This is a genomic window from Pseudomonas gebzensis (assembly GCF_034427815.1).
Classification (GTDB): Bacteria; Pseudomonadota; Gammaproteobacteria; order Pseudomonadales; family Pseudomonadaceae; genus Aquipseudomonas.
This window is the reverse complement of the sequence record NZ_JAXQNS010000021.1, coordinates 1-1,811: the sequence shown is the minus strand read 5'-3', so window position 1 is coordinate 1,811 and position 1,811 is coordinate 1. Positions and strand designations below refer to the sequence as shown.

The following is a 1,811-nucleotide window of genomic DNA, read 5'->3' as shown; positions in this document are numbered from 1 at the left end:
GCCGCCTTCGGCAACGGATGGGGTAGCGGTCAGAGTCACGGTCGAGGTGTCGACCGTGTCGGTGACAGCTGTCGTTACTGGAGTCTGATTAGCAATCAGGCTCTCGTAGTTGCCACCTGCAACGGTAGTGATGCTGTTGCTGACCGAGTCATGGCCGACGTACACATCGTTGCTGACTGCTGTCGTTACTGTCCCGGAGCTCTGTCCAACCGCGATTGTGATGGTCTCGCCGTTGGCGAGTTTTACGGTGACTGGAGCGCCGGTAACTGGAGCTGAAACGGAGGCGGTGTAAACGATGGAGCCGCCTTCGGCAACGGATGGGGTAGCGGTCAGAGTCACGGTCGAGGTGTCGACCGTGTCAGTGACAGCCGTGGTCACCGGAGTCTGATTGGCAACCAAGCTCTCATAGCTGCCGCCCGTCACAGTGGCAATGCTGTTGCTGACCGAGTCATGGCCGACGTAGACGTCGTTGCTGACCGTCGTCGTTACAGTCCCGGAGCTCTGGCCAACCGCAATCGTGATGGTCTCGCCATTGGCGAGTTTCACGGTAACCGGGGTATTGGTAACCGGCGCGTTCACGGAGGCGGTGTAGACAATCGAGCCGCCTTCGGCCACTGATGGGGTGGCGGTCAGAGTCACAGTCGAGGTATCGACCGTGTCGGTGACAGCTGTCGTTACTGGAGTCTGGTTGGCCACCAAGCTTTCGTAATTGCCGCCTGTAACAGTAGCGATGCTGTTATTCACAGCTGCATGGCCGACGTAAACGTCGTTGCTGACCGCCGTCGTGACTGATCCGGAGCTCTGGCCCACTGCAATAGTGATGGTCTCGCCGTTGGCGAGTTTCACGGTAACTGGGGTATTGGTGACTGGCGCTGTAACGGAGGCGGTATAGACGATGGAACCGCCTTCAGCTACCGAAGGCGCCGCTGTCAATGTGACAGTAGTGGTATCGATAGTGTCAGTAACCGCAGTGACTGCCGGCGCAGGGTTAACCGCGAGGTTCTCAAAATTGCCACCAGTGGCATTAGTGATTTGCGCAGTAACTTGACCCGCGTCGACGTACGGATCATCCGCAGGTGCCGCAACAGTGACACTACCCGAGGTCTGATTAGCAGCAATGGTAATGACCTGGCCGTTGCTCAAGGTCACGGTCACGGGCGAACCAGCAGGGTTGGTCAAAGTGGCGGTATAAACAATTGAACCGCCCTCGGCCACGGAGGGTGTTGCCGCCAAGGAAACGGTAGTGGTCGTCGTTACATCAGTAACAGCCGTGGTGATCGGCGACTGATTAGCCACCAGATTCTCGTAGTTACCGCCGGACACGTTCGTGATGTTCGTGGTGACTGGGGCATGGCCTTGGTAAGCATCATCGCTAACCGGAACATTCACGGTTCCGGAGCTTTGACCGACAGCAATCGTGATGTTTTGACCGTTAGCCAACGTCACCACAACAGGCGTGCCGGTGACTGGAGCACCCACCGACGCCGTATAAGTGATCACGCCACCTTCGGCCACCGAAGACGCCGCTGTCAGTGTGACAGTAGTGGTATCGATAGTGTCTGTAACCGCAGTGACTACCGGCGTAGCGTTAACCGCCAGATTCTCGAAGTTGCCGCCGGTGGCATTGGTAATTTGCGCAGTAACCTGACCCGCATCGATGTACGGATCATCCGCAGGTGCCGCAACAGTGACACTACCCGAGGTCTGATTGGCCGCAATGGTAATGACCTGGCCGTTGCTCAGGGTCACGGTCACTGGCGAACCAGCAGGGTTAGTCAGAGTGGCGGTATAAACAATCGAACCGCCCTCGG

Annotated in this window: 1 protein-coding gene; it reads right to left on the bottom strand. The window is 57.6% G+C overall.

Annotated elements, in window-relative coordinates; all coding sequences use genetic code 11:
• Positions 1 to 1,797: immunoglobulin-like domain-containing protein (locus SJI00_RS22265; RefSeq protein WP_322463841.1), on the bottom strand; the 1,797-nt coding region annotated here is incomplete at its 3' end.
• Between the last annotated feature and the right edge of the window lie 14 nt (positions 1,798 to 1,811).